General features: G+C 43.3%; 20 protein-coding genes. 12 read left to right on the top strand and 8 right to left on the bottom strand.

The features are described 5' to 3' along the window. Nucleotides 1-198: 198 nt before the first annotated feature. The 3 genes from FDP09_RS07165 to FDP09_RS07175 form a co-directional block, all read right to left on the bottom strand. Complete coding sequence (locus FDP09_RS07165; RefSeq protein WP_137402012.1) at nt 199-909, bottom strand: gluconate 2-dehydrogenase subunit 3 family protein; 711 nt, start codon at nt 907-909, stop codon at nt 199-201. Between the two features lie 11 nt (nt 910-920). Next, complete coding sequence (locus FDP09_RS07170; protein WP_137402013.1) at nt 921-2,663, bottom strand: GMC oxidoreductase; 1,743 nt, start codon at nt 2,661-2,663, stop codon at nt 921-923. Between the two features lie 428 nt (nt 2,664-3,091). Then, nucleotides 3,092-3,781, bottom strand: coding sequence for an arylesterase (locus FDP09_RS07175; protein ID WP_137402014.1), 690 nt, complete (start codon nt 3,779-3,781; stop codon nt 3,092-3,094). Between the two features lie 188 nt (nt 3,782-3,969). Between FDP09_RS07175 and FDP09_RS07180 the strand changes: the two genes are divergently transcribed. The 4 genes from FDP09_RS07180 to FDP09_RS07195 all read left to right on the top strand — a co-directional run bounded on the left by FDP09_RS07180 (nt 3,970) and on the right by FDP09_RS07195 (nt 8,374). Further along, complete coding sequence (locus FDP09_RS07180; protein WP_137402015.1) at nt 3,970-4,647, top strand: ABC transporter ATP-binding protein; 678 nt, start codon at nt 3,970-3,972, stop codon at nt 4,645-4,647. Further along, nucleotides 4,640-7,162: an ABC transporter permease gene (locus tag FDP09_RS07185; RefSeq protein WP_137402016.1), complete on the top strand. Its 2,523-nt coding sequence runs from the start codon at nt 4,640-4,642 to the stop codon at nt 7,160-7,162. Before FDP09_RS07180 ends, FDP09_RS07185 begins: the two co-directional genes overlap by 8 nt. A 160-nt stretch (nt 7,163-7,322) precedes the next feature. Further along, nucleotides 7,323-7,772 (top strand): MarR family winged helix-turn-helix transcriptional regulator, encoded by a 450-nt coding sequence (locus FDP09_RS07190; protein ID WP_187328819.1) that lies wholly within the window; start codon nt 7,323-7,325, stop codon nt 7,770-7,772. A gap of 74 nt (nt 7,773-7,846) precedes the next feature. Continuing rightward, nucleotides 7,847-8,374 (top strand): YceI family protein, encoded by a 528-nt coding sequence (locus FDP09_RS07195; RefSeq protein WP_137402018.1) that lies wholly within the window; start codon nt 7,847-7,849, stop codon nt 8,372-8,374. Nucleotides 8,375-8,455: 81 nt separating this feature from the next. On the opposite strand, the gene FDP09_RS07200 is transcribed toward FDP09_RS07195, so the two are convergent. Beyond that, a complete protein-coding gene (locus FDP09_RS07200) occupies nt 8,456-8,650 on the bottom strand; it encodes a hypothetical protein (protein WP_137402019.1) in 195 nt (64 codons plus the stop codon). 138 nt (nt 8,651-8,788) lie between these two features. On the opposite strand from FDP09_RS07200, the gene FDP09_RS07205 reads away from it, so the two are divergent. Next, a complete protein-coding gene (locus tag FDP09_RS07205) occupies nt 8,789-10,003 on the top strand; it encodes an NAD(P)-dependent oxidoreductase (protein WP_137402020.1) in 1,215 nt (404 codons plus the stop codon). After that, nucleotides 10,000-10,665, top strand: coding sequence for a deoxyribose-phosphate aldolase (gene deoC, locus FDP09_RS07210; RefSeq protein ID WP_137402021.1), 666 nt, complete (start codon nt 10,000-10,002; stop codon nt 10,663-10,665). The genes FDP09_RS07205 and deoC overlap by 4 nt, the downstream gene beginning before the upstream one ends. Before the next feature lie 8 nt (nt 10,666-10,673). Here deoC and FDP09_RS07215 read toward each other — a convergent pair whose 3' ends face one another. Next, the gene (locus tag FDP09_RS07215; protein WP_137402022.1) at nt 10,674-11,948 is read right to left on the bottom strand and encodes an alpha/beta fold hydrolase; all 1,275 of its coding nucleotides are present in this window, start codon (nt 11,946-11,948) and stop codon (nt 10,674-10,676) included. A 58-nt stretch (nt 11,949-12,006) separates the two neighbouring features. Next, on the bottom strand, nt 12,007-13,206 hold the full coding sequence (locus tag FDP09_RS07220; protein WP_137402023.1) for a Na/Pi symporter: 1,200 nt from the start codon (nt 13,204-13,206) through the stop codon (nt 12,007-12,009). A 344-nt stretch (nt 13,207-13,550) separates the two neighbouring features. Between FDP09_RS07220 and FDP09_RS07225 the strand changes: the two genes are divergently transcribed. The 4 genes from FDP09_RS07225 (at nt 13,551) to FDP09_RS07240 (ending at nt 18,979) form a co-directional block, all read left to right on the top strand. Beyond that, nucleotides 13,551-14,681, top strand: a complete 1,131-nt coding sequence (locus FDP09_RS07225; protein WP_137402024.1) for a hypothetical protein — start codon at nt 13,551-13,553, stop codon at nt 14,679-14,681. Between the two features lie 131 nt (nt 14,682-14,812). Next, on the top strand, nt 14,813-15,256 hold the full coding sequence (locus tag FDP09_RS07230; RefSeq protein ID WP_137402025.1) for a nucleoside deaminase: 444 nt from the start codon (nt 14,813-14,815) through the stop codon (nt 15,254-15,256). A 108-nt stretch (nt 15,257-15,364) separates the two neighbouring features. After that, nucleotides 15,365-15,970, top strand: coding sequence for a superoxide dismutase (locus FDP09_RS07235; protein ID WP_137402026.1), 606 nt, complete (start codon nt 15,365-15,367; stop codon nt 15,968-15,970). Nucleotides 15,971-16,546: 576 nt separating this feature from the next. Next, entirely contained in the window at nt 16,547-18,979 is a 2,433-nt protein-coding gene (locus tag FDP09_RS07240) for an outer membrane beta-barrel protein (protein ID WP_137402027.1), read from the top strand. A gap of 92 nt (nt 18,980-19,071) precedes the next feature. Here the strand turns inward: FDP09_RS07240 and FDP09_RS07245 are convergent, their stop codons facing one another. Both FDP09_RS07245 and FDP09_RS07250 read right to left on the bottom strand, forming a co-directional pair. Next, a complete protein-coding gene (locus FDP09_RS07245; RefSeq protein WP_137402028.1) occupies nt 19,072-19,659 on the bottom strand; it encodes a hypothetical protein in 588 nt (195 codons plus the stop codon). Nucleotides 19,660-20,007: 348 nt separating this feature from the next. Further along, nucleotides 20,008-20,472, bottom strand: a complete 465-nt coding sequence (locus tag FDP09_RS07250; protein ID WP_137402029.1) for a MaoC family dehydratase — start codon at nt 20,470-20,472, stop codon at nt 20,008-20,010. Between the two features lie 197 nt (nt 20,473-20,669). Between FDP09_RS07250 and FDP09_RS07255 the strand changes: the two genes are divergently transcribed. Further along, nucleotides 20,670-22,514, top strand: a complete 1,845-nt coding sequence (locus FDP09_RS07255) for a transglutaminase-like domain-containing protein (RefSeq protein WP_137402030.1) — start codon at nt 20,670-20,672, stop codon at nt 22,512-22,514. Then, entirely contained in the window at nt 22,511-24,472 is a 1,962-nt protein-coding gene (locus tag FDP09_RS07260; RefSeq protein WP_137402031.1) for a DUF3857 domain-containing protein, read from the top strand. The genes FDP09_RS07255 and FDP09_RS07260 overlap by 4 nt, the downstream gene beginning before the upstream one ends. The last annotated feature ends 8 nt before the right edge of the window (nt 24,473-24,480 follow it).

Here is a 24,480-nt window from a genome sequence, read left to right on the forward strand (position 1 = left end):
GATCATGGTTTTAAATTTATGTGTATTTCCGTAGGTGTGGCGATGGAGGTATTGGCCTGCAAAAACTGCAGGCGGGATCTATACTTAGGTATGAAGGGACAATTTCGCCGAAAAAAAAATGTGGCCTAGGGTTTTCCAGGCTACCAAAAAAAAACCATCCGCCGTGGCGGATGGCCTTTCGACATCCAAAACAAACAATTAACCAATTAAATTACCTTCATCATCCCATTGGGCCAGGGTGTGCCTGGTGTCGGGATTCATATATATTGGGATATATTTTTCTTCCAGTTTAAAGCCGTGCTTCGCCATCACATCGTCAGGAACCCCTTTCCACACATTTGGTGTATTACCTTGGTAGTTCAGGTCTTTGAAGCCTTCGGGTGAGGTGAAGAAGCCTGTGGCGGTTAGATTTCTCAAGGTATTGAAGAAAGTCACACCTCTTTCCATCTCTGGCTTTGCCTTGTCCGGATAAGCGATACTATCAATGATCTTGATACGTTCGTCTTCGCTAGCTTCCATGAAGGATTTGCCATATTGATCTTCCGCCTGAGTATCGAGCCACATCAAACCACCTCTCATCGGCGTTTTGTATGCCGGCATGTCCTTGACGATAAACTCAATAAAATCCGGCACTCCGGCTTCTGTGGCACTCCCTGATACATCATCTTTTGGGATGATCACATCTACCAGATAGTGCAACTTTTTCATTTCATCTTCTGTAAAGAACTCCTCTTTCTTCAGGGCAGCATTGAGTGCCATCTCTTCAGGAGTACGGCCCCACTTGGTACCATCGCCGATCTTAGGGGCATGTACTACCTCTTTTGGAGCTTCAGGACCACAGCCGGTCATAAAAAAGCCGGTTGCTAAAGAACCCGTGAATAACAGTTTTAAATTTTCTCTTCTATTCATCGTCCTCTCCTTTAAATATTTTTCTTTTTCAATTCGCTTACAATGTAATCAGAAGTCCTCCAAGCCAGGGCCAAGATGGTCCAAGTAGGGTTTTTATCTGCTTGTGATACAAATGGTCCACCATCTACCACGAAGAGGTTCTTGCACTCGTGTGCCTGACAGTTACTATTCAGGACAGAGGTTTTAGGATCATTGCCCATTCGGGTGGTTCCCACCTCGTGGATGATCCTGCCTGGTGTAAGCAGTCCGTATTGGGTTTCAGGGCCTGGTTTTTCTCCATAAATAACTGCACCAGCATTGGTCAGTACTTCTTCGAATGTTTCGTGCATGTGCTTGGCCTGATTTACCTCTTGGTCTGTCCAGTTGTAATTGAATTTTAAAACCGGAATACCGTATTTATCTACCGTACTGTTGTCGATCTCGCAATAATTTTCATACCTGGGGATGCTTTCTCCACGGCCGGACATGCCTACCATGGTGCCGAAGTAAGAGCGGATGTCTTTCTTTAGTCCTTCACCGTAGCCGCCATTGGTGCCAGGATTGCCAAACTCATCCTTGATATGCTGGCGTATGGTGTCCATGCCAAAGCCGAAACCATAGCTTGGCATACCCATGCCGCCCCAGTATTCGATATGATATCCGCGGGCAAAGTCAAGTTTGCTATTGTCCAGCCACCATGGTGTGTAAACATGCATGCCGCCCACACCATCTTCGTTGTATTTTTTCCTGTCGAGCATACCTGGGATAAAGCCCATCCTGTCCGATCCAGTGGAGTCATGGAGGTAATGGCCGATCATGCCACTTCCATTGGCCAGTCCGTCAGGATGGCTTTTGGATTTGGAATTGAGCATGATACGTGCAGATTCACAGGCGGAAGCACCCAGTACCACCACGCGGGAACGTAACTTATATTCCTTCATGTCCACTTTGCTGATGTACGAAATACCGGTAGCATTTCCTTTTTCATCGGTGGTCACCTTGCGCACCATGGCATAAGTAAAGAGGTCTACTTTACCTTTTTTCATGGCAGGTTTTACCAAACAAGTGCCGGACGAAAAATCTGCATAAGCTTGACAGGCGCGGTTACATTGGTTACAGAAGAAGCAGGCTCCACGCTCATTGTTGATCGGTTTGGTGAGGATCGAAAGCCTGGAAGGAATCACCGGTACGCCGATTTTATCCGCTCCTTTTTTGATGTAAAGTTCATGCAATCGAGGCTTTGGAGGAGGGAGAAAATAGCCGTCAGGCTCATTATAAATCCCCTCTTTTGAGCCAAATACCCCAATAAGCTGATCAACTTTATCGTAATAAGGCTTGAGGTCGTTATAGCCTATCGGCCAATTGTCTCCTAGACCGTCAATGTCTTTTCGCTTAAAATCGTTTGGACCAAAGCGCAGGGAGATTCTTCCCCAGTGGTTGGTACGTCCACCTACCATCCTGGAGCGGAACCAATCGAACTTGGTGTCGCCCTCGAATGTGTAGGGTTCGCCTTCGATGTCCCATCCACCAATGGCTGCGTCAAAATCCCCAAAAGGCCTGTTACGGGTACTGGCTCCTCTCCGGGGAGATTCCCATGGTGGTCTGAGCTGGGTACGGTCTTCTTCCTTTGCAGGGTCAAAATCCGCTCCTGCTTCTACTACGGCCACGGAAAACCCAGCCTCTGAAAGGATTTTTGAAGCCATTCCTCCCCCAGCGCCTGAACCGACGATGATCACGTCATACGCTTCACCGGACGATTTTATCTGAAAACTCATGTGTGATTATTTTGTGATTGTCTCTTAAGTTAAATTAATTTTTCACGAAAGCAAAGCCGTTGATTGAGCGTTTCTAAAATTTTTTTAATGAAAAAAAATTAGAACGTCAGGATCAGAGATGGCTTATTTTCTGCAAGAAATATAATAAAAATTTATTAGCTAAATGGTTTTAGTGATTGATGAAATTTTGTAAATCACTTTGTGCGGTTGATTGATCGTTAAAAATTTTAGTGCTACGTTGTCAAAAGAGTATTTTAATCGTTTTGTGATTAGAAAATGTGTAAATAATCTTCTTATTAACCGCTTCAGTGAAAAAAATTATAAATGGTTTATTCACTGTTTTATTGAATACATGACAGGAACATGCATGTCCTTCTTTGTAATGTTAGATGGGCCATGCGATGTCCTGTCCACATTTTTTAGGAAGATTACAATTCAGGCTCAAGGTATTTCCAAACGGTTTTTGCGACGATCTTGTGGCCTTCGGCCGTGGGATGGATACCGTCAGGTTGGTTGAGATCAGGGTTTCCGCCCACGCCTTCTAAAAGGAATGGGATCAGTATCAGGTCGTTTTGTTCCGCAAGGGAAGGGAAAATTTCCTTAAAATCTGTCGTGTAAGCTTCTCCCATATTTGGCGGTATCTGCATTCCTGCCAAAAGAATCTTGGCGGAAGGATATTCTTTTTGGACCTTGTCGATAATCCCCTGAAGGTTTTCTTGGGTAGTGGAGAGCTTGATGCCCCGGAGTCCGTCATTGCCACCAAGCTCCAAAATGAAAATATCAGGTTTGGCTTCCAAAAACCAGTCAATCCTGCTCAATCCGCTGGCGGAAGTTTCACCGCTGAGGCCACCGTTTATGACTTTGTAAGGGAGTCCAAGGCTATCGATCTTTTTTTGGATCAAGGCAGGAAAAGCCTCCTCCTGATCGACACCATAGCCTGCTGACATACTGTCTCCAAAAAAGAGCACCGTTTTCTGCTTTTCCTCACTTTTATCGTCCACTTTGGCTTCGGAGGACGCTGTCTTTTCGGATGTCTTTTGGCCTTCACTGCATGAAGTAGCAATGAATGCCCCACACAAAAACATCAACAAAAGAGAAATTGCACGTATTTTATTCATGATATGAAACTTATTGAGACGGATTTACGATTTATATAGTTATTGAATATGCGATACCCAATCCCTAAAATTGATTAAATTTCGCTTTAACCCCATACAAATTTAAGAAATAATCAGGTGGCTTGGATTAAAACCAAAAACCACGCCTGAATTGTTTCGGCACCAACAATAAAATTGCACCCATTTATATGGCTATACTTTCTATAGATAATGTTAGTAAAATTTATCAAAGCGGTTCGCGCAAATTGACCGTTCTGGACCAAGTAAACCTCCGTGTGGAAGCAGGGGAAAGCATTGCAATCGTAGGTCCTTCTGGTAGTGGGAAGACCACCTTGCTCGGGCTCTGTGCGGGGCTGGACAGTGCCACTTCTGGTAGCGTGCAGCTGAACGGCCATCGACTGGAAGTGCTTTCTGAAGACCAGCGGGCTGCCGTGAGGAGCAAAGAGATCGGTTTTATTTTTCAGAATTTCCAGTTATTGCCCACTTTGACAGCATTGGAAAATGTCATGGTGCCCATGGAGCTTAAGCAACGAAAAGACGCCAAAGAAAAGGCCTTGGAGCTGCTCCAGCAGGTGGGGCTTGGTGATCGGGCGACGCACTATCCTTCCCAGCTTTCGGGAGGAGAGCAGCAAAGGGTCTCTATCGCCAGGGCTTTTGCCAATGAGCCGAAAATCCTCTTTGCAGATGAGCCCACCGGTAATTTGGATACCGATACCGGTGAGATGGTTGAGCAGTTGATCTTTGAACTGAACAGGGCATCGGGTACCACGCTTATCTTGGTTACCCATGATGTCGAGCTGGCAGCCAAAACCAATAAAATCATCCATATCCGTGGCGGTAAAATAGAAAGAGAGCAGCATGCATAGATTTTTATGGATTTTGAAAATGGCCCTGCGGGACTTCCGCAAGAACAGGGCAAAACTATTATTGTTTGTATCTTCCATTGTCATTGGCATCGCTGCGCTGGTGGGGATCAGTTCATTTGGGGACAACCTCGAAAAGGATATTGATAGCCAAGCAAAGGAGCTTTTGGGAGCTGATTTGGTACTGGAAAACAATCAGCCTTTGGGTGAGCAGGCGATGGATACCTTAGCTGATGATATTGCGTCGGAGATTAATTTTGCCAGCATGGTGGCTTTTCCGAAAAGCGGCGAAAGCCGGCTGGTGCAGGTGAGGGCCTTGGAGGGAGCCTTTCCATTTTATGGTGAGCTGGTGACTACACCAGAGACAGCAGGAAGGGAATTTAGAGATGGAGCAAAAAAAGCATTGGTGGAGAAAATCCTCATGGACCAATTTGGGGCCAAAGTGGGAGACAGTGTGAAAGTAGGCAAGGTGACCTTCCTCATCGCTGGGGAACTGCATGAAGCGCCTGGGCAAAATGGGATTACGGCCACTGTGGCCCCTGTAGTGTATGTGCCAAAAAAGTATGCAGAAGAAACAGGACTTATCCAATACGGCAGTAGGATCAACTACTCACGCTACTACAGCTTCGGCGAGCAGGTGGATGTCGAAAAGCTCATTGAGCCCTTCGAAGATGCATGGGAAGAGGCCCATATCGATGAGGATACTGTCCAGGAGCGGAAAGAAAGGACAGGGAGGTCGTTTGAAAATTTATCGGATTTTCTAAGCTTGGTGGCGTTTATTGCCCTGTTGCTCGGCTGTGTGGGGGTGGCGAGTGCCGTAAATGTTTTTGTAAAAGAAAAACTGCCTGCTGTGGCGGTGTTGCGCTGTCTTGGCGTTTCCTCACGTGATACTTTTTTGATCTATCTGAGCCAGATTATTCTAATGGGGCTGGCAGGCTCCATTTTAGGGGCTGGTTTGGGGACGGTTATCCAGTTTGTCCTGCCCGAAGTGTTCAGCGATTTTCTTCCGGTGGATGTCACAGTAGAGATATCCTGGGCAGCGGTGGGCTTTGGGGTAGTGACCGGTTTGCTTATTTCTATTCTCTTTGCGTTGCTCCCGCTTTTAAAAATCAGAAATGTGCCTCCGATGATGACTTTGAGGACAGATGCTGATATGATGACCTTCGTCAGGGATCCATGGAGATGGCTGGTAATGGTGGTGATTACACTATTTGTTTTTGGTTTCAGCCTGTCGTTATTGGATGGCTGGGAAGAGGCGCTTGGCTTCACAGGTTTTGTGCTATTGGCTTTTGGTGTCCTATGGATGGTAGGCACTGGGGTGATGTGGTTGATACGGAAATTTTTGCCCTTATCGCTGGCTTATCCAATCAGGCAATCATTGGCCAATTTGTATCGTCCAAATAACCAGACCATTTCGCTTATTGCGACTATTGGCTTGGGTACAGCCATGATCTCCACCTTGTTTTTTGTGCAGAACCAGTTGTTGGATCAAGTGAAATTTGCCGACAAGGAGGATCAGCCAAATATGCTGTTTTTTGACATCCAGACGTCCCAAGTGGAGGGTGTCAAAAAAGCTGTTCAGGAAGAGGGGCTGCCCATTATGCAGGAGGTACCCATCGTCACCATGCGAATGGATGAGATCAATGGGCTGGACAAGTCCGAAAACCGTGATTTGCCAGAGGAGGAGCAAAAATCAAATAGGTTGTATAATCGGGAATTCCGGGTGACATACCGCGATTCGTTGATTAGCTCAGAGACCTTGGTTGCCGGGGAGCTGCATAAAGTCACCCAGCCCGGGGACAGCATTTTCGTTTCATTTGATCAGGGATATGCAGAGCGGGCTGGCGTCGAGTTGGGTGATGAGATCGTCTTTAATGTACAGGGAAGGCCGCTCAAAACCTATGTTGGGAGTTTTAGAGAAGTGAATTTTCGTAAGGTATCCACCAATTTTCTGGTATTGTTTCCGGCAAATGTATTGGAAAAAGCACCTAAGTTCCATGTGGTCATCACCAAGTCCAAAAATGACCAACAAGCCGCCAATGTGCAAAATGAAATCGTTAGGAAGTTTCCCAATATCTCGGTGATCAATCTTGGAATGATAGTGGATACATTGGAAGATATTTTGGGCAAGATCAGTTTTGTCATCCAATTTATGGCGTTATTCAGTATTGTGACAGGTATTTTGGTATTGGTCAGTTCCTTGATCATCAGTAAATACCAACGGATGCGGGAAAGCATTTTGCTTAGGACGTTGGGGGCGAGCAACAAGGTCGTCCGAAAGATCAATACACTGGAATATTTCTTTTTAGGTAGCCTGGCCTCGCTGAGCGGTATTCTGCTGTCTTTTGTAGCGACGGCGCTGCTGAGTGTTTTTGTGTTTGAATTTCCAGTCAAATTGGCTTGGGGAAGTGCCTTAGTGATCTATGTGGTGATTACAGCCATCACGGTTCTTCTGGGCTGGCTGAATGGTAAGAACATTATCAACAAGCCACCAATGCAGATTTTGCGAGGGAGTTGATAAATGTCTGTTTGAAGGTACAATGGGCAAGGATCAGTTCTTTACCAATAGTCGCCTGCAGGTAAACCCTATAAAAAAAATGAAAAAATAATTCCAAAACTATGAAACCTTTTACTTGTATTAAATGTATATACATTAGATACAATAACAAAGTACGATTATGAGACTGGAGGAAGAGATAAAGCAAAAGAACTTTAAGAGTGAATACAATAAGGCGGTGGTCAATATTCTTTATACCCAGAGTTATTTGGTGACACGTCAAGGAAAGCTCTTTAAGCCCCATGGTCTTTCTCCCGAGCAATATAACGTGTTGCGGATTTTGCGGGGACACCATCCTGAGCCTATCACGGTGTCTTCCATTCAGGACAGAATGCTCAATAAAATGTCAAATGCTTCCAGGCTGGTAGAAAAGCTCAAACAAAAGGGCCTGGCAGAGAGGAAAGAATGTCCGTCCGACAGAAGACAAGTGGACATTACCATCACTCCAAAAGGCAAGCAGTTATTGGAGCAGTTGGATGGAGATATCCAACAATTCAACCATGAGGTGATTGGCCTTGATGATGAGGAAGTCGCCTTATTAAATTCACTCTTGGATAAACTAAGAGGGTAAAAAATTTCGTTATAAATGTGTATAGACATTAAATGTAAAAACTTAAATTGTAAAACTATAAAATTCAATTTGTTATGAGCACAGTAAAATGGACAATCGACCCTACCCACTCAGAAATCAACTTTAAGGCAAAGCACTTGGTGATCTCTACTGTGACTGGGAAATTCAAGGAATTTGAAGGTGAGGCAGAATCACCAGCTGAAGATTTTAATGGAGCCAAAGTGGCATTTTCTGCCAATATCGACAGCATCGATACCAATCAAAGCGACCGTGATGCACACTTGAAATCCGAAGATTTCTTTAATGCCGAAAAATTCCCAAAACTTTCTTTCTCCAATGGAGTTTTATCTAATGAGGGAGGAGCGTATAAGCTAAAAGGAGACTTGACGATCAAGGATACCACAAAATCTATCGAATTGGATGTGGATTTTGGTGGCGTAGCGGAGGATCCTTACGGCAATACCAAGGCAGGCTTTGAGCTGGAAGGAAAGATCAGTAGAAAGGAATTTGGGCTTACCTGGAACGCCGTGACTGAAGCAGGAAGTGTTGTGGTGGGAGATCCTATCAAAATTTTGGCCAGTGTACAATTGGTAAAGAATTGATCCAACTCAATTATATATACACACGATAAAGCCATGCCTGATTGAGGGCATGGCTTTTTTTATGGGATTTTTACTTCAATGCTACCTGTTTTCGATCGTTTTTTTGTACTGCCCCCAATAGTAGATAGGGAAAATCAGGGCTTTGAGCTTCCAGTCATTTTTTTCCCTGATATTGAGTGACTCATCCTTGTGTACCTTGGAATACATCATGGAAGCCATGATGGCATGACCAAAAAGAAGAAGGAAAATGATCGCATAAATGATTAATTCTGTCATGGGAAGTGGGATTTCAGGTGTTTTTGGAAAAGGCTGTTCGGGTGAAAATGATAATTTATTTCTATATTGACTGTGCGTGTAATGATATATGATATACCTCTAAAAAGGTGCTGCAAATATCTGTAAATATATACTATTATGAAAATTGGTTTGATCAAAGAAGGTAAAGTCCCTTCCGACCGTCGTGTAGCATTCAGCCCAGCGCAATTGAAGGCAATGAATGCAACCTATACAGGTCGCGCGGCTTTTGTCGTTGAGAAAAGCGAAATCCGGGCTTTCAAAGATGAAGAATATGAGGAGGAAGGTATAGAGGTGGTGGATGATGTGTCAGACTGTGATGTGTTAATGGGAATCAAAGAAGTGCCCATTGTCTCGCTGCTGGAAGGGAAGACGTATTTTTTCTTCTCTCATACCATTAAGGCACAACCCTATAACCGAGGGCTTTTGAAGGCCGTTTTGGAAAAGGATATTCGACTGATTGACTATGAAGTCCTGCGCAATTCGGGCGAGCGGGTAGTGGCCTTTGGGAGATGGGCAGGCATCGTCGGTGGCTACAATGGTCTATGGACTTATGGAAAAAAGTCGGGGCTTTTTGATATGAAACGTGCCAAGGATTGTTTTGACCTGAAGGAACTTCATGAAGAAGTGAAAAGCATTCAGCTTCCCCCGGTCAAAATGGTCATCACGGGAAATGGCCGCGTGGGCAATGGTGTGAAAGAAATCCTGGAGGTAGCCGGTATCCGAGAAGTCCGTCCAAAAGAACTCTTGCAGAACTATTACGATGAACCTGTCTTTGCACAGCTGTCGATGGGAGATTATAACCGGCGCAAGACTGACGGAGGATATGAAAAAGAAGAGTTTTATAGCCAGCCAGAAAAATATGAGAGCCATTTTCTCAAGTATGCAGAAGTAAGCGATGTGCTTTTTGCGGCAGCTTTTTGGGATCCGAAGGCTCCGAAGCTTTTTGAAAGAAAGGAGGTGGCCAGTGAAGATTTCAATCTATCTGTCATTGCAGATATTACCTGTGATATTGATGGTTCGGTACCGACGACTGTGAAACCTTGTACCATAGACGATCCGGTTTACGATGTGGACAGAGAATCCTTTGAGGTGTTGCCGGCTTTTGGCGAACAGCTAAGTATTTCGGTGATGGCCATTGATAATTTGCCTTGTGAATTGCCACGGGATGCTTCGGAGGATTTTGGAAAACAACTGATGGAAACGGTTATCCCTGCTTTGCTGGAAGAAGAGAATCCGATCATTGAAAAGGCGACCATTGCGGAGGCGGGTGAGCTGACCACTTACTTTGACTATTTGGAAGATTTTGTCCGTGAAAGTCCCGAAGACGCATGAATCCCATTAATACCTATCTAGAGCATACGCAGTTAAGTCCTGTCCTAACTGATCAGCAGGTCAACCAGTTGATTGAAGATGCCCTGCAATACCGATTCATGGGGGTTTGTATTCCACCGTTTTGGGTAAAAAAAGTAAAACGTGAGTTGGAAGGTTCGAGCGTACAGGTGGTGACCGTTGTGGGGTTTCCCTTGGGATACCAAATGACTGAGACCAAAGTTTACGAAACCACAAAAGCAATCGGCAATGGTGCGGATGAAATTGACGTGGTATGGTCGCTCAGTGCGTTTAAAGCTGGGATGAACTGGCCGAAAATCGAATTGGCCAAGCTTTCTTCGGTTTGTCATGAAGCGGGGAAACTTCTTAAGGTCATTCTCGAAACGGCCTATCTGGATCGCGATGAACTGGTAGCTGCCTGTAAAATCTGTGCTGATGCAGGGGCGGATTTCGTGAAGACTTCCACCGGCTTTGCTTCATCAGGGGCCCAACTGGAAGATGTCATGCTGATGCGAGCGATATTGCCTGCTCAGGTCGGAATCAAAGCCAGTGGTGGCATCAAGACACTTGGTCAGGCAGAGGATTTTGTAAAAGCAGGAGCCGATAGAATCGGTACCAGCATGGCTGTTCAGATCATGGAGGAATGGCTTTCCCAAGAAGAGTGACCGTACTTTTACCTTCCTCCATAGAAATTGAGCACCGTCTCCGAAAACCGCTGCGGGATCTCTGCCGGCGCATTATGACCTGTGCCGTCCAGGATAACCAATGTAGCATCAGGGATGTTTTCAGCAATCAATCTGGTATGGGATTCCTTGACATAATCGTGTTCACCTGCCATGATCAGTGTAGGACAATTGATCTTGGATAAGGAAGCGGGAGGGATGTTTGGTTCTGACTGTAAACTTTTTTTGACTCGTAAGGAAAATTCCTCCCTTTTGTTTAGTGTGCGACTTTCCAAGTCCTCGATTTGTTTTTCCAGGATTTTGTTGATTTTGGAATCTACGGAACTATGGTCATTGTAGAGGACTGCGGCCATGGCTGCCAAGCTCTTGACTTTTTCGGGATAGTTCATGGCCAGTATCAGGCCGGTGTTTCCACCATCGCTCCATCCAAGGACATTTACTGCTTCTATTCCCAGTTTATCCAAAAAGGCGTTGACATCTTCAGCGTATAGCTCATACGTCAGTTTCCTGCCATCTTCAGTGGATTTGCCATGTCCTCTTGTGTCCAGTGCGATGACCTTGTAATGCTTCGCCATGGTGGGGATAATGCTGGAAAAACTCGCCATAGACATGTCGGCGCCATGCAATAATAACAATGGTTCACCCTCTCCGTAGGTTTCGTAATAGAGGTTGATACCATTGGCCTTTACCTGCTTTCCCACCTTATTGTTGCCGCCGATTGCTGTACTATCGCCTTTTACACTTAGTCTTAAGATATGATTGTTCCCAGGAGTGGGGTCTTTGATGAGGGCAGCACTGTCTTCTTTGTTTAGGTTCACAAATGCAGAAAGACCACCGTCTAAATCCTCGAAAGTTCCATTCACCAAAATAGGGGCTTCATCTTTTTTGCCTTTGAGGGTGAGCTTTAAGTCATCTAAGTAATACACCCCAGCATTTTGGCACAATACGCCGATTAGAAGTTTGGCGCTTTTTTTATGGATTTTCCCAGAAAGGGTCAATGTTCCCCACTCGTTACTTTCCATTCGAGCCGGTCCTTCACCCAATTGGTTTTCCAAAAACCGGCCTTGATCATCATAACAAGCTGCAAAGCCTATCATTTGGTTGTTGGATTCATGCTTGGTAAGCGCAGTGAAAGTGAATTTTTTACCTTGGTAGTCTTGGATGTCGATGGTTTGGACAAAACCGGAATACTTTTCTTGGGCTGTGGTCAAATTTAAAATTCCTAAAAAAAGCAGTGCCAGTCCTACAAAAACAGTTTTTTTCATGGAATCAAATGGTTTTGATAAAAGTAACTTTTAAATGCCATAGCGGCAGTAAAAAAGATCAATTGTGCATTTCAAACGAAGATTTGGGAGTGGTGGTTTTCTGAATTTCCATTTTTTCTTTTCCCACATCCAGGTTTCGCGTGTCGTCTTCTTTGTTCAGGTAGATCAAAATAAAAGGGATTACGAAGAAAGTCAACAGAATATAGGCAATGCCAATGACTTTTTTCTTGGCGGCACTTTTTCCAAAATAGATGGCCAGCTTTACCGGGATGTTCCTCAAGCCGGGGAAAGGCAAAAATATAAAGGCTCCGATAAAATTGAACAAAAAGTGGACGATGGCAATGGCGATAGCGGCTTCGGTCTTATAAATGGCTGCAATGGCCGCCGTGATGGTGGTACCGATATTGGCGCCAATGATAAATGGAAAGACCTTGTTCAAGGACACTTTTTTGGTAGCCACTGCTGGCACCAAAAGGGAGGTGGTGACGGTGCTGGATTGGACAGCAGCTGTAAAAAACACTCCATAAGCAAATGAGCGATAGGGATATTTAAAAATGTGCTTACTTACTTCCTTAAAACTGGTAGAGATAAAGGTCTTGTAAACCGTAGAGGATAGTATCTTGATGGACAGAAAAAGCAGCACTACGCTGAGCACCAATGCCAGTACTGGAATCTGGATCCAGTCGATGATCAGGTTACTTAGTGAGCGGGTAAAGATGATATTATAACTGTAGTCTCCTTCCACACCGCTAGTTATGGTCACCAATGATTGGGAGAGAAAGGAAGCTATTTTGCTGAGGAAGTTAAAGTAATACTCTAGCGGCAAAAGGATGATTACCGTAATAATATTGAATAGATCATGCAGGATTCCGGCAGAGATGGCTTTTCGGAATTCACTTTTCTTCATGATATAGGTGAAGGAAACCAACGTCGAGGTGATGGTGGTACCGATATTGGCACCCATGACAATGGGGACCGCCTGGGTGATGGATAGATTTCCCGAAGCGACTACTGCTACCACCATGGCCGTAACAGTACTGCTTGACTGTATCAGGCCCGTCATCAACAGCCCGATAAATAGTCCGATAAACGGATTGCTTGTGGCCAGGAAAATTTCATTTGCCACCTCATTGTTCATGTTCAGAAGAGAGACTGTCAAAAGATCAATGGAGGTCATGAAAAGAACGAGCGCAAATAACATTTGCGCTGCCATGATCCACCTTTTGGTGTAATCTTTCTTTTGGGTCAATTCTGTCATTTAGTAATGAGTGCTCTGCTTGATTAAAGGCCCAATTTAGGGTAATTCACAAAATAAGGCGAATAACCTTAGATAATTTTGTATTTAATGTGAAGCTTATGTTAACAATCAGCTTAAAATTCAGGATATCCAAATACTGTGACGATATTTTATTTTTATCACTGGTAATTTTTTAGGTAAATGTTTTGCTCCCAATTTTTTTTGAAACATATTGTAGTATATTAAGTTTTTTCGCGAGCCAGTGATGTTATGTTAACAATTTCATAATGTATAACTCCTATAAAGTTATTTAACTTTGTGACCGAGTAAAAAAATCCTCTCAGTAAATCGCCAAAAAAAAATCTATGGCTAAATTAAAAGATCAGAACATTAATCAGGATGCTTTATCTAAAGCGGCCTATTCACTTTTTGATTTTACAAAGAAGGAAAAGTCCTTTTTAATTGTTTTGTGCATCCTGGTATCCATCGCCGGCTTTATCACCCAATACACCTATGCCGCCATGTGGTTTGGGTTTTCACTTGCAGCCTATTCGGCTATTGGCAATGACAGTATCCAGACCATCGGGACATTCATCGCCTCCAACCAAAGCCGTAAGTGGTATTGGCTGTGGTTGTTTATGGGAGGGATTTTCGTGGCCACTGCTATTTACAGCTGGGTGACCTACGGTGGTGACGTGAGTTATCAGCGGCTCTATGTCAAGGGGCTGGACAAGGCTCCAGAAGAATTTGTATTTCTACAACTGGCAGCGCCGATTGTCTTGATGGTCATGACCAGACTGAGAATGCCTGTTTCTACCACTTTCTTACTATTGAACGTATTTACGTATAAGGCAGGTACGATAGCTGGTGTGGTGCAGAAAAGTTTGATTGGCTACTTGTTGGCATTTGTGATCGCCATTGTCGTGTGGTTTGTGCTGGAGAAGTTCGTTACCAGTTATCTTAAAGGGAAAACCAAAAATTACTGGTATGTCCTTCAGTGGATTACTTCTGGTACGTTGTGGTCACTATGGCTCATGCAGGATGCAGCTAATATCGCTGTGTTTTTGCCAAGGGTACTGAATATCTATGAATTTATTGCCTATGCAGGATTTATCTTCTTTGGAATGGGCTTTTTATTCTATTTTAAAGGAGACCGGATTCAGGGCATTGTAAATGAAAAAACAAAAGTGACCGATGTAAGGGCGGCTACCATTGTGGATTTTGTGTACTGTATCTTACTGTTTTACTTTAAGATGTACAGCAAAATGCCCATGAGTACCACTTGGGTTTTTATTGGTCTATTGGGCGGTAGAGAGATAGCCATTGCCATGGCCAAATCCAAAAAGCTTAAAAAGAGAAAAGCCCGGTTGGTACGCGCTTATATGCTGGCAAGGAACGATATATTTAAAGCGGCCATTGGTTTGATTGTCTCTTTGGTACTGGCACTGATCATTAATGAAGGCGTGCGAAAGGAAATATTTGAGTTGATATTTTAAGCATTATAGATAAAAGCGGCAAAAGCCGCTTTTTTTTTGCCTCATTTTTAAATGTTTGCATTTGGATAGGTGAAAGGGCTTTGTCTCCCGCCAAATTTACCTTAACTTCATTTTCCCAAAATCAGCAAATTATGGATTTGTACACGCCGGAATATTTTATGAACGAAGCCTTGAAACAGGCCAAAATGGCTTTTGAGGAAGGTGAAATTCCGGTCGGGGCAGTGATGGTCTGTAGAAATAGGGTGATCGCAAGGGCATATAATCAGACAGAGAAACTTAATGATGTGACGGCTCATGCTGAGATCTTGGCCATTACGGCAGCATCCGATTCACTTGGGGCAAAATACCTCACAGCGTGCGAACTTTATGTCACATTGGAGCCTTGTGTAATGTGTGCCGGCGCCAGCTTTTGGGCTCAGCTAGGTGGCATCCATTTTGCAGCTCGTGATCCTAGAAGAGGATATTCTAACATTCAGGAGGGGCTTTTGCACCCTAAAACCAAGGTCAGTCAAGGGATTATGGAGGTAGAAGCCAAGGATTTGCTAGATTCCTTCTTCAAAAAACTGAGAAAATAGCATTTTTATGCACATTAGAGAACTCTTTTCGATTCATCTTGGTTTGTAAATTACACAATTTTAGTAGAGAGAATTATTTTAATGTTTAACCATAAAATTTTATAAACAATGGCTTTTGAATTACCAAAACTACCGTATGACTACAATGCATTGGAACCAAATATCGATGCTAAGACAATGGAAATCCACTATGGTAAACACCACAATGGATATGTTACAAAATTGAACGATGCTATTGCAGGAACTGACTTGGAAGGTAAAAGCCTTGAGGAATTGATGAAAGTAGCCGGTTCTAACGGAGCGGTAAGAAATAACGGTGGTGGTCACTTTAACCACTCTCTTTTCTGGACCATTCTATCTCCAAACGGTGGAGGTCAGCCTTCAGGAGATTTGGCTTCTGCTATTGACGCGAAGTTTGGCTCTTTTGATGCATTCAAAGAAGAATTTAACAAAGCCGCTGCGACAAGATTTGGTTCAGGTTGGGCTTGGTTGTGTGTCGATAAGAACAAAGAGCTGTGTGTATGCTCTTCTCCAAACCAAGATAATCCATTGATGGATATCGCAGAATGCCCTGGCACTCCAATCCTTGGACTAGATGTTTGGGAACACGCTTATTACCTAAACTACCAAAACAGAAGACCTGACTATATTTCTGCTTTCTGGAATGTAGTGAACTGGGAAGAAGTAAGCAAAAGATATGCTGCCGCCAAATAAGGTGGACGGAAACCATAAAATTAACTGAGAAAATTCCTCGATTCGCTGATGCGGGTCGGGGATTTTTTTGCACCAAAGACCTAAGCGGAGATTGACTAATAAGATATCGTCCGATTAAATTTTTACTTACGCTGAGAACGCAGCTTTAAACGAATACAAAAAAGATTTACTTGATTTCGTAAAACTACCCGTTCTTTGAATGGATGATATGAAAGTCTCCTTTAGGGGATTTAGGGGAGGATTTGGACGATGTTTTTTAACCCGGAATCAATGCCGTTTAGTTAATGTGTATCTGGAAAATACGGGTTCTATATTTTTTCCTTGGGCAGTTATTTTTCTAGCTAAACGGCATTGTGCCCTAAATATGCATTAGCCAACCTGTCGTGACTAGAAATTGGGGGCTCGTGATATAGTGAACAGACTGTTTGTAAATGAACGATCATAATGTTCGAAAATGTACACTTTTTTGTGTGGGTATTTTTTTAAACAACTGAAATACAGATAATTATATATTTTATTTTGGTCTGGCACTGCTTTTTCTAAAGATAGGGCGTAGCATTGATAATTTTGAAAACTATGAGAATTTCTTACCAAATATGTACTGTACTGTTTTTCTTTTTGTTGGCGACCGGCCATACCGTAGCAAGGCAGAGCAGTGAGCTAATAGGCAGGGTCATGGATACCAATGGAGCAGCCTTACCTTTTGCCAATGTTTCCGTGTTGGAAAAAGGAGGAGGTGGTATGGTCGTAGGTGCTGTTTCAGATGAAAATGGAGACTTTATGATCAGTACATCCAAGGTGGGAGAAGTTATCCTGAGCATTTCCTCCATTGGGTACAAGACTTACCAAACATCTCCATTTACCCTTGAATCAGGTATGAAAAAGGATTTTGGAACCATTCAAGTGGAAGAGGAGGCGACCTCCCTGGATGCAGTGGAAGTACGGAGTAGTAGGCCAGAAGTCATCATTGAGGCAGATAGGACAGTGGTAAATGTCGAAGGTACTGTAATGGCAGAAGGTAGTACGGCACTTGATGTAGTAGGGCGGTCTCCAGGCGTCTATGTAGATGCCGATGGAAACATCAACCTCAATGGACGGTCTGGGGTGATTGTCTTGATAGATGATCGCCAAACCTACATGAGTGCTAAAGACCTGGCCAATTTTCTAAGGGCCATGCCTGCGGACAATATCAAGAGCATTGAAGTGATCAATAATCCACCTGCCAAATACGATGCGGAAGGAGCGGCAGGAGTGCTCAATATCCAGTTGAAAAAGAATGATTACAATGGTATGAATGGAAGCATCCAGGCCGGGCACTATTATAATGGCCGACATGCTCCCTTTGCTGGAGGAAGCTTAAACCTTAAGCGGGGTAAGTGGACCACCAATCTTAGCCTAAACTATAACACTTGGGTACGTGACATTGACCTGCAAATTTTAAGGAGGTTTAAAGAAGAAAACGGTACATCTGAGTTTGATCAGGACGCTCTTTTACAGCTTGGAGAGGAGAATTTTTTCCTGTCTGGCGGGGCGGATTATCAGATAAACAAAAAGCATTCCGTTGGGTTTAGTTTTCAGGCTTCTGATCGGGATGGCGAAGAAAATGGAGATTCCCAAACGGATATTTCCAATCCGGACAATCCGGACATCAATCACCTGCAGGCGCTGAATGACAGCGAATCAGGGAATACCCGGATTTTCACCAACTTCCATTACGTAGGTAATTTGGACACCTTGGGCACAAAGTTATCGGCTGATGTGGACTACACCGTAGTGGATGGAGGAAGCCTTAGCTTGCTGACCAACAATTATTGGGTCAATGAGGCCACAGAGGCGGGTACCATGGATAGGATTCGAACGGAAAATGACATGGCCTACACGATTTTTACGGCCAAAGCAGATTTTACCAAGCCCCTAAGTGAAAAGGTGAAGCTTGAAACTGGAGTAAAGGGCAGCTGGGTGGAATCGGACAATATGCTGGACATCTCCAAGAGCACTGAAGATGGTCCTTTCGAGCCGGACCAAAATAGCAACCACTTTATTTATAATGAAAATGTATTGGCAGCTTATGCCTCAGTAAAATCTCCGCTAGGCAAAAAACTGGACTTTCAAGCTGGGCTCAGGATGGAATATTCAGACATTACCGGCAATTCAGTGACCCTTAACCAAGTCAACAAACAGGAATACCTGAACCTGTTTCCAAGTATGTTTTTACAGCACAAAGTGTCCGATAATTATTCCATCATCTATAATGTCAATAGAAGAATCACCCGCCCTAATTATCGTTTGCTGAATCCCTTCGTGTTTTATGTGGATCCATTGACTACGGAAAAAGGTAATCCCAATCTTCAGCCCCAGTATGCCAATAATTTTGAAATGAGCCATGTTTTTAAGCAGGCTTACCAGTTTACTTTGGCCTATTCCAGGACCACGAATTCTATCGATCAGGTGATGATCCAAAATGATGAAACCAAAGAGACCACCCTTCAAGTACAAAACTTTGATAAATCAGAGGACTTTAGCTTGAGAATGATGGTGCCGGTAGAGATTGCTGAATGGTACAGCACCAGCAATATGCTTCACTTGTATTATAAAGCCTACCAGTCTCAATTGGGGGATGACTTTTTGGATGTAAGTCAGTTTTCTTACATGGCCAGAACCCAGCACAACATCACCCTTCCCAAAGGGTTTAAGGTAGAGCTGGTGGGCATGTATATCAGTCCTTTTCTTGAGGGACAGATGAAATTCAATGGCTTTGGCTGGGTGGATGCAGGGGTTACCAAGTCCTTTAAAGACGATAAGTTCAGTGTGACTGTAAATGGCCAGGATATTTTCAGGACAAGAGGGATCAAAGGCGGGGTCAATTTTGCCGATATCAATACCGATATCAGGCAATACAATAGCCAGCAAGCCGTCAGGGTGACGTTTCGGTGGAACTTTTCTAAAGGCGAAAAATTTAAAGTGTCCAATAGAAGCGGTAGTGCGGAGGAGCGAAACCGATTGGACTAAACAAAGAGGTTGATTTGATTTAATATAAAAAGATAGTCTCCGAGTGGGGGCTATTTTTTGTTATACCCGATCTGGAGACCATGATACTGGTATTACCATTCTTCCAGTGAAAAATCAAAAGTCCTTGTCCATTTCCCGTTTATTTTTTGGTAAGTTGCCAGTGAGCTGGTGGACGATTCCTTAGTTTGGCAGGAATAGAATATACAGGCAATTGAATAATTCTGCATAAAGACAGGCCTGGAAGTGGTAATGACATAGTCTTTGGAAGTGACATTCGATGCCAATTGGTATTGGTTTACCGTTGATGCCTTTTTAGTTTTTATCGGTGCATCAATCAGCCTAATGCCAAATTGATTGGACTTGAGTGGATTAAAGTAAATGTTGTCATGATGCTTTTCACATATTTCGGAAAAGGCCTTTTTCGAAACCAAGTTCTTGAAAGCTTTTCCCGTCAGCGATGATTGGTCGTTTTCTACTTTTTGATATGCTTGGGACAAGGAACCATGATCATGCAAGAAATACTGAATGGGTTGGGTCTGGCTGACCAAATATACATAGCCATCGTGTTTGGTGGTTTCTTGTACAAATTGGTCCAACAAGGCGTACGTTTCCCTGTTTTCTTGATGACCACAAGCAGTTACAAAAATCAATATTATCAAGGGTATAATTATTCTTTTCATGAGGTTGGAATCTAGTGAGGCGTAGGATGCGATTTTTGTGGAGGAGCCATGGCAGTCTCTGCCTATACGGGATTGCTGCGTCCTTTTCCTACGCGCGATCCATTGCACAAGGGCTCAAATTACCGAGAGATGCCGATTTTATGATCGAACCCAAGTTGCTAAGACGATGTGTAATATATTGGGATTAGTCACCGATGGCAAAAATATTGCTACGCATAAGTACGCAAAATCTCTATCGTTATATTTTTACATAGAAAAGTTAAAAATACAAACCCTTGAACACGGTTTGTATTCAAGGGTTTTGCTTATTTCTTGATTTCCAAAAGGATAGGAAAATCGCTGTCTTTCTTATTTGAAGTGATAAAGGAAGATCAGTTTTCCCGTAAAGGCAGGTTTTTTCTGGTCTTTGATTTCTAATTTTATGCTCATTTCTGTTTTTACAGTTCCCCTAAGATTAGTGATATTGGTCAGGGATGCGTGGAGTCGGACTTCGCTGTCGACGACTACGGGCTGTGCAAAGCGGAGGGATTCAATGCCGTAATTGACCAGCATTTTGAGGTTATTGACCTTTACGATTTGCTCCCATAGGAAGGGGACAATGGAAAGTGTGAGGTAGCCATGTGCGATAGTGTTGCCAAAAGCTCCTTCTGCTTTGGCTTTTTCCGGATCAGTGTGAATCCACTGATGATCGAGCGTAGCATCGGCAAATTTATTGATTTGATCCTGTGTGATTTTGTGGTATTCAGAGGATCCTAGGCTTTGGCCGATGTGTTTTTCGAACTCCTCGAAACTGTTGATGACTAATTGGCTCATGAAGTAATTTGATAATTTGAAAAGCGAATATACACAAAAGGCAGTAGATAAGAAACTGGGAACTATCAAGCTTGTTGATCGCGATTTCTTAGTTTTTTTTAACGTTTCTAGTGAAAAACTATTGTTTTTAAGAAAAAAATAGTTGATTTGAGAAAACTATTTAGTTTTTAAAGAAACACTACTTACTTGATTTTAAGATGATTGCGATTTTTAAAAGGGCAATAATTATTGCCTTATTGCTATTTTTGTTTTTAGAAAATATTGTAGCAGCTCAAGAGAATGCAGGAATTCAGTTGATTAATTCAAAGATCAACAGTGCCGAAACCATTCGCCTTACAGCAGATTATGAGGTTTTTATCCATGTGGAAAATAAGATAGTCATTCTGAACAAGGATGGGCTAAAAGATGGAAACATTTGGCTACAGTACAGTGATTTGATGTCTATTGAGGAATTTGAGGGTGAAATCACAGATCTGCGCACGGGTAAGAGGCTCAAAAAACTAAAGCTAAAGGATTTTGAGGACGTGTCCTATATCAGTGAAGGGTCGGTATTTGAGGATGACCGATTGAAATATTATAAGCCTTCATATAACCAATTTCCAATAGAAGTCTCTTTTGAATATACCGAAAAGATAAACGGAAATATGTATTTCCCAACATGGACGCCGGACGGGAAAGAGAAGCAGCTGGTAGAAAGAGCCACATTTGAGCTAATTTATCCTGAGAATTTGGGCCTGCGGTATAAGATGGAAAACTTGGAACAGTCCCCGTCGATTTCCAAAAACGATGGTGAAGTGATCCTGAAGTGGGAATTTGAAAACCGCTATAGACCTGAGGCGTCGGTGGAAGATAGTTCGGCACTGGTGAAAATTGCACCACGGAAATTCTCCATGGAAGGTTATGGCGCAGATATGAGTACCTGGGATGGATTTGGAAAATGGGTGAACAAACTCATGGCTGGAAGGGCCGAGCTTTCTCCTCAGGCCAAGGCCACCGTAGCAGGAATCATCGATACGTTGGAGACAGACAGGGCAAAAATAAAGGCCTTGTATCGCTACTTGCAGCAAAATTATCGCTACGTCAGTATCCAAATGGGAATCGGCGGACTTCAGCCTGTCCATGCCAATGAGGTGTATGAGAAGAAGTATGGAGATTGTAAAGGCCTGACCTTTCTGATGAAAGCAATGCTCAAAGAAGCTGGGTTACCTGCCAACTATACCTTGGTGCGTGCAGGAAGCGATGCGGAGGACATAGATGCGGGGTTTTCTTCCAGCCAGTTTAACCATGTCATTCTACACGTGCCAACAGAAAGTGATACCGTATGGCTTGAATGTACTTCCAGTACCCTGCCTGCGGGATTTTTGGGAGATTTTACGATGGATCGGCATGTACTGGCGGTCACTGACACGGGGGGAGTTTTGATAAAAACGCCACGCTATGATACTGATCAATACAACCAAATTAAGAACATATCCAAGGTGAGCCTTCTCGGCAATGGAATGGCCCGTATTCACCAAGTCAAAGAGTTGACTGGCTTTGCAGCCCAGAATTACCTGTATGCCCAAAACCATCTTAATGAAAAGGACATCCAAAAATACCTCTATCATGACCTTGGATTCAGTGGAGCACATATAGCGGATTTTGACCTTAGTGTGAACGAAAGCAAAGGTATTCCCATGGTGGTGTTGAACCATGAGACATTCTTGCAGCAGTTTTACCAATCCACTAGTAAACGAATGATCATTACCCCGCAGTTTCAGATGGTAACCAGTGACCTGCTTAGCAACCGGTTTATGAAGTGGGAAGAGCAGTTGGAGGTCGTGAGTGAGGAGACCGTAACGCTCGAAAGTGACAAGAAAGATGTGAAGTTGTCGGAAGACTTTTTCGATTATACCAAAGAGGTTCGGTTTGTGGACAACATCCTAACGATAGCTCGAAAAGTGGATTTTCATTTTCCAATATCCATCGAACAGGATGTATTGGAGAAGACCCTCAAACAAATAGAAAAACTAGATAATCAACCAATATTTTTAAGAAAATGAACTACTCTACCAAGCGTCATGGATGGGCCATTTTGGCATTGGCCATCGCAATCCTATTTACCTCTACGGGTTTTAGCCAAGAGATCAAGTTGGGAAAATACAGTCAAGAAGAGCTTGATATGATTTCCTGTAGTTTTGAACCTGAAGCTCCGGCCATAGTGCTGGGAGAGCAAGGTGTTAGCTATTTTTCGCGATCCCATTTGGTCACGGAGATCAAAAGAAGGATCAAGGTGTTTGATAGCGAAAAAGCCAAGGACCAGGCAGATATTACCATTCGCTACTATGTCGGCGAAGATGGTGACATGGAAAATATCAGTGGCCTGAAGGCTCAGGTAATGAATTATGTAAACGGTAAAGAGGAAACCACCAAGCTGTCAAAAAGTGATTTTTATGATTCCGATGCCGGTAACAACTACAAAGAAATCCGTTTTACTTTTCCAGAAGTAAAGGAGGGCTCTATTTTAGAATATGAGTACAAAGTGTACTCAAAATCCATCACCTTTATTGACGGTTGGAGTTTCCAAAATAATATTCCCACCGCCTTTTCCCGTTATAGAATCGACATTCCTGAACACCTTGACTACAGGTTTTTGGGACAGGGGGAAAACTTTGTTTTGGCCAATCAAAGCAAAGAAAGTAGGTATGGCGAAAATGAGTGGGTACTTACCAATCTCAGGTCTATAAAACCAGAGCCCTACATGAACAATTTTGTAGATTACCTGGATAAGATTGAGTTTCAACTGGCAGGTTATAAGGATTTTAGCAATAACGGACACTACGAATCCTATTTGGGATCATGGCAAAAGTTGGCAGACGAGCTTTTCAGTATTGACAATTTCAAGTCCTATTTTAGAAATAATGTAGCCAAAGACCTTCAAGAGATCGAGGTGGAAGGGGATAGTGATCTGGCCAAGGCTACCCATATTTACGAATATATAAAAGAGCATTATGGGCTGAATGATGAGAGGGGATTCGTGCCTAGCCAGTCTGCGAAGCGGCTTATGGATGGCAAAGTGGGTGGTCAGACGGATTTGAACTTGCTTTTTATGGCCATGTTACGGGCTCATGGAATCCAGGCGGATCCTTTGCTGATCAGTACCAAGGGCAATGGACGTTCGTATTTGGTGCAGTTTCCTTTTGTGACCCAGTTTAACAGACTGATCGTTCAGGTAATCATTGATGGTGAGCCTGTTTACGCTGATACTTCCGAGGAGCACATGCCCTTCGGTTATTTGCCGATGAACAGCCACGTGAAGGGTGGCTTTTTGGTGATGGAAAAAGACAGTGGCTTGATCAATGTGTCCCTGAACCATAAATCGGGACTGCAGCAGATGGTAGATGTCTCCTTTAAGGGAGATACGTTACACTATGACCATGCGGTGCGCTATTTGGATTATGATGCGGTGGATTTTCTGGAAGAAAATGAGGGCCTCGCTGTAGAGGATGTCGAAGCGTGGTTTGAGCTAGAGGAGAATAGTCAAGTGGATGATTTCAGCTTGGAAAAGAGCATGAATGAAACATTGAGGGTGGAGAGCAAATTTGATCTGTACAAGACCTTTGATTATTCCACAGAGATGCTGCTGGTCAATCCCATTGTGATTGCCCGGCACAGAGAAAATCCCTTTAAGGTGGATGAGCGGAATTTTCCAGTGGATTTTAATTACCTCATATCAGATAATTATATTGCTACTATCCATGTGCCGGAGGGTTACGTACTGGATGATTATCCAGAAAAATTGACCATATCCATGCCTGGCGGTTTGGCAAAATTCATGTACTTACCACAAGAGGATAAGGCCAACAAGCTGCTCCTTATCAATATGAAGTTTGATATCAACAGTGAAATCGTCCATGCCTCAGAATACCAAGAACTCAAGACATTTATGGAATTTTTGGTCAATAAACTCCAAGAACCAGTGGTGTTGAAGAAGGCGGCGCTTATATCAGAAGCAGAATAGTCATCGGC

The sequence above is a fragment of the Echinicola rosea genome, from assembly GCF_005281475.1.
Lineage (GTDB): Bacteria > Bacteroidota > Bacteroidia > Cytophagales > Cyclobacteriaceae > Echinicola > Echinicola rosea.

Excerpts from the sequence above, each read along its gene's own strand:
- FDP09_RS07165 (WP_137402012.1), bottom strand. The coding sequence starts at position 909 with ATGAATAGAAGAGAAAATTTAAAACTGTTATTCACGGGTTCTTTAGCA.
- FDP09_RS07170 (WP_137402013.1), bottom strand. The coding sequence starts at position 2,663 with ATGAGTTTTCAGATAAAATCGTCCGGTGAAGCGTATGACGTGATCATC.
- FDP09_RS07175 (WP_137402014.1), bottom strand. The coding sequence starts at position 3,781 with ATGAATAAAATACGTGCAATTTCTCTTTTGTTGATGTTTTTGTGTGGG.
- FDP09_RS07180 (WP_137402015.1), top strand. The coding sequence starts at position 3,970 with ATGGCTATACTTTCTATAGATAATGTTAGTAAAATTTATCAAAGCGGT.
- FDP09_RS07185 (WP_137402016.1), top strand. The coding sequence starts at position 4,640 with ATGCATAGATTTTTATGGATTTTGAAAATGGCCCTGCGGGACTTCCGC.
- FDP09_RS07190 (WP_187328819.1), top strand. The coding sequence starts at position 7,323 with ATGAGACTGGAGGAAGAGATAAAGCAAAAGAACTTTAAGAGTGAATAC.
- FDP09_RS07195 (WP_137402018.1), top strand. The coding sequence starts at position 7,847 with ATGAGCACAGTAAAATGGACAATCGACCCTACCCACTCAGAAATCAAC.
- FDP09_RS07200 (WP_137402019.1), bottom strand. The coding sequence starts at position 8,650 with ATGACAGAATTAATCATTTATGCGATCATTTTCCTTCTTCTTTTTGGT.
- FDP09_RS07205 (WP_137402020.1), top strand. The coding sequence starts at position 8,789 with ATGAAAATTGGTTTGATCAAAGAAGGTAAAGTCCCTTCCGACCGTCGT.
- deoC (WP_137402021.1), top strand. The coding sequence starts at position 10,000 with ATGAATCCCATTAATACCTATCTAGAGCATACGCAGTTAAGTCCTGTC.
- FDP09_RS07215 (WP_137402022.1), bottom strand. The coding sequence starts at position 11,948 with ATGAAAAAAACTGTTTTTGTAGGACTGGCACTGCTTTTTTTAGGAATT.
- FDP09_RS07220 (WP_137402023.1), bottom strand. The coding sequence starts at position 13,206 with ATGACAGAATTGACCCAAAAGAAAGATTACACCAAAAGGTGGATCATG.
- FDP09_RS07225 (WP_137402024.1), top strand. The coding sequence starts at position 13,551 with ATGGCTAAATTAAAAGATCAGAACATTAATCAGGATGCTTTATCTAAA.
- FDP09_RS07230 (WP_137402025.1), top strand. The coding sequence starts at position 14,813 with ATGGATTTGTACACGCCGGAATATTTTATGAACGAAGCCTTGAAACAG.
- FDP09_RS07235 (WP_137402026.1), top strand. The coding sequence starts at position 15,365 with ATGGCTTTTGAATTACCAAAACTACCGTATGACTACAATGCATTGGAA.
- FDP09_RS07240 (WP_137402027.1), top strand. The coding sequence starts at position 16,547 with ATGAGAATTTCTTACCAAATATGTACTGTACTGTTTTTCTTTTTGTTG.
- FDP09_RS07245 (WP_137402028.1), bottom strand. The coding sequence starts at position 19,659 with ATGAAAAGAATAATTATACCCTTGATAATATTGATTTTTGTAACTGCT.
- FDP09_RS07250 (WP_137402029.1), bottom strand. The coding sequence starts at position 20,472 with ATGAGCCAATTAGTCATCAACAGTTTCGAGGAGTTCGAAAAACACATC.
- FDP09_RS07255 (WP_137402030.1), top strand. The coding sequence starts at position 20,670 with ATGATTGCGATTTTTAAAAGGGCAATAATTATTGCCTTATTGCTATTT.
- FDP09_RS07260 (WP_137402031.1), top strand. The coding sequence starts at position 22,511 with ATGAACTACTCTACCAAGCGTCATGGATGGGCCATTTTGGCATTGGCC.